Source organism: Succinivibrio sp., from assembly GCF_045124615.1.
GTDB lineage: Bacteria > Pseudomonadota > Gammaproteobacteria > Enterobacterales > Succinivibrionaceae > Succinivibrio > Succinivibrio faecicola.
Genome location: NZ_JBGVMC010000286.1, coordinates 1 through 3,410, shown reverse-complemented (window position 1 = coordinate 3,410; position 3,410 = coordinate 1). Strand labels below are relative to the sequence as shown.

3 protein-coding genes are annotated in these 3,410 nt (G+C 39.9%); 1 reads left to right on the top strand and 2 read right to left on the bottom strand.

What is annotated here, in order from left to right; translation table 11 throughout:
* Positions 1-476, top strand: a 476-nt coding sequence (locus ACJML3_RS07405) for a PLP-dependent transferase (protein ID WP_406021990.1), incomplete at its 5' end; no start/stop codon positions are given.
* Positions 477-538: 62 nt separating this feature from the next.
* Here the strand turns inward: ACJML3_RS07405 and ACJML3_RS07400 are convergent.
* On the bottom strand, positions 539-949 hold the full coding sequence (locus ACJML3_RS07400) for a hypothetical protein (protein WP_406021988.1): 411 nt from the start codon (positions 947-949) through the stop codon (positions 539-541).
* Between the two features lie 57 nt (positions 950-1,006).
* Positions 1,007-3,410: valine--tRNA ligase (locus tag ACJML3_RS07395; protein WP_406021985.1), on the bottom strand; the 2,404-nt coding region annotated here is incomplete at its 5' end.

Sequence of the window (3,410 nt, the reverse complement as noted above, 5' to 3'; positions counted from 1 at the left end):
ATCTTGGATGCTGTCAGAGTGCACAGGCTGCATTCTATATCAATCTTGGTATTGAAACACTGCCATTAAGAATAAGAAAGCACTCAGATAATGCACTTGCTGTAGCAAAGCATCTTCAGTCACATCCAAAGATTTCAAGAGTAATTTATCCTGGTTTAGAGTCTGATCCTTCACACGAGTTATCAAAGAAATATCTAACTGATGGATTATGTTCTGGAGTATTATCATTAGACATTAAGGGGGGTAGAGAAGCAGGAGCAAAATTCATTGATAATGTTAAGTTAGCATCTCCTGAGGTACATGTTGCTGATATCAAGACATGTCTGCTTCATCCTGCTACTGCAACTCATAGACAGCTTTCTGACAAACAGCTAGAAGAGTGTGGTATCACTCCAGGTTTAGTTCGTCTGTCAGTTGGTTTAGAAGATCTTGATGATATCATCAGAGATATCGATGAGGCCTTAGAGAAGGTTTAAAGATCAATTAAGCTCTGTAAAAACGGAGCATAAATACTAAAAAATGAGCCTCTGGCTCATTTTTAGTCCTTTGTGATATCAAAAAATTTCTTTTCAGGTCCTACTTCAATATATGTTCCTGCAGACTTTGTACTGCTTTCAATTGAGAAGTATCCTACCTCTTCTATATTTCTGAGATCATATATTCTTATCTGTCCGATATTACCATTGGAGCATTTAATAGTTCTTCTTTTAAGAATTCTGTCTGATTCTAGTGGAACTCCGTTGAATTTTGCCTTCACTGGAGCGCCAAAACCTATGATATAGATTTCAACCTTATCAGAAAAAACTTTTCTTATACCTACATCCAGTATCTTTTCGCTGCTTTTGTTTTTTAGCTTTTCATTGAGGTTACAAAGATAATTATCAGTAAACGCAAAGCTAGATGAGCAGTATAAAAAAAGGAAAAGTATAAGATATTTGAAATGTTTCATATATATGGATGGGAATTAATATAGCCTCACCAAATGGTGAGGCTTAAACGAAATGAATTAGAGGTTCTTCATTTCCTCAAGCTGAGCCTGAACCTTAGCTAACTGCTGCTCGTTAAGTTCAAGCTGTGCCTTGGCACCTTCAATGATCTTAGCAGGTGCCTTTGATACGAAGGCTTCATTAGATAGCTTGCTCTTAGCAGACTTAATGTTTGCTTCAAGTTTTTCGATCATGCCGTTTAGACGCTTGATTTCCTCTTCCTTGTTAACAAGGGCTTTCATTGCTAAGAGAATTTCAGCCTTGTTTAGAGGTTTTGCAACGCATGGAGGAAGCTCTTCACCTTCATTTACGAACTTTACAGGCTCGATATTTGCAAGGTTCTCAATGAACATGAAATTATCTGTAGCACAGCGGATTTCATTTTCATTTGCGCCACGCATCATAGGAGCAAGTTTTACTGAAGGCGCAACCTTCATTTCAGCTCTTAAATTACGAACTGTAGTTGCAAATTCCTTAATGAATGCGATGTCATCAAGTGCATTCTTGTCATCATCAAAATCGTCTTCAACAGGGAATGCCGCATTGATGATAGTGCCTGACTGTGTCATCTTGCCAACAAGTGGAGCAGTCTGCTGCCAGATAGTTTCTGATAAGAATGGCATTACTGGGTGAATTAAACGCATTACTGCTTCTAATACTTCTACTAAAGTATATGCAGTTGCATTCTTCTGAGCATCAGTTGCCTTATCTGACTTGAGCACAGCTTTTGTAAACTCAAGATACCAGTCACAGTACTCATTCCAGATGAACTCGTAGATGTTTGATGCTACCTGATCGAATCTGAAATTATTGATAGAGTATGTAATATCTGCAATAGCCTGTCTTAGTTTTGCTCTGATGAAACGATCAGCAACGCTTAAATCAGAAGAAGCTGGTTTTGTAAGCTTCATTTGGCCAACATTCATAAGAACGAATCTTGATGCATTCCAGATCTTGTTACAGAAGTTTCTGTAACCATCAAGTCTCTTCATATCCCAGTTGATATCACGACCGTTTGAAGCTAATGCACATAGGGTGAAACGAAGAGCATCTGTACCGTGAGCTGCAATTCCCTCTGGGAACTGCTTTGCAGTACGCTTTGCAATCTTCTCTGCCATCTGAGGTTGCATCATATTTGCAGTACGCTTTGCAATCAGACTGTCTTTATCGATACCATCGATCATGTCTAAAGGATCAAGTACGTTGCCCTTTGACTTTGACATCTTGTTGCCTTCCTCATCACGGATAAGACCAGTAACATATACTGTCTTGAAAGGAACCTGAGGGTTACCATCCTTATCCTTCATGAAGTGCATTGTCATCATAATCATTCTGGCAACCCAGAAGAAGATGATATCAAAACCTGTTACAAGAGCTGATGTTGGGTGGAACATTTCAAGTTCTTTAGTGTTGTCTGGCCAGCCAAGAGTAGAGAATGTCCATAATGCTGATGAGAACCAGGTATCAAGTACATCAGGATCCTGAGTTAAAACAACATCTTCAGATAAAGAATACTTGCTTCTAACCTCTGCCTCATCGCGAGCAACATATACCTTGCCATTCTGATCATACCAAGCAGGAATTCTATGACCCCACCAAAGCTGGCGTGAAATACACCAGTCCTGAAGGTCATTCATCCATGAGTAGTACATGTTTGTGTACTGAGCAGGTACAAATTTGATTCTGCCGTCTTTAACTGCTTCAACAGCTGGTTTGCCAAGAACTGAAGCTTTTACGTACCACTGATCGGTTAAGAGTGGCTCGATAGGTACACCACCACGATCGCCGAATGGCTGAGATAGCTTGTGATCTTCAATATGGTCAAGTAAACCAAGATCCTGAAGATCTTTTACCATTGCATCACGAGCATCAAAACGGTCCATGCCACGGTATTTTTCAGGGATAAAGCCTGATACAGCATCTGTCTTAACACCGTTAGTATCAAATACCTCACATTCCTCACGAACTCTAGCATCTTCTGTGAAAATGTTCAGCATGCAAAGCTTGTGACGCTTACCTACAGCGTTATCGTTAAAATCATGTGCAGGAGTAATCTTAACGCAACCGGTACCTGCAGTCATATCTGCATGGATATCAGCTACAACAGGAATTCTTCTGCCAACAAGAGGAAGAATAAGATCCTTGCCAACAACTGACTTATATCTCTCATCAGATGGGTTAACTGCAACAGCAGTATCACCAAGTAAAGTCTCTGGACGTGTAGTTGCAACAAGAAGATAATCCTTACCTTCTGCAGTCTTTACACCGTCAGCTAGCATATACTTGATATACCACATGTGTCCTGCAACTTCCTTATTCTCAACTTCAAGATCAGAAATAGCAGTACGCAGCTTAGGATCCCAGTTTACAAGTCTCTTTCCGCGATAGATAAGATCTTCATCATACAGCCTTACGAAAACTTCT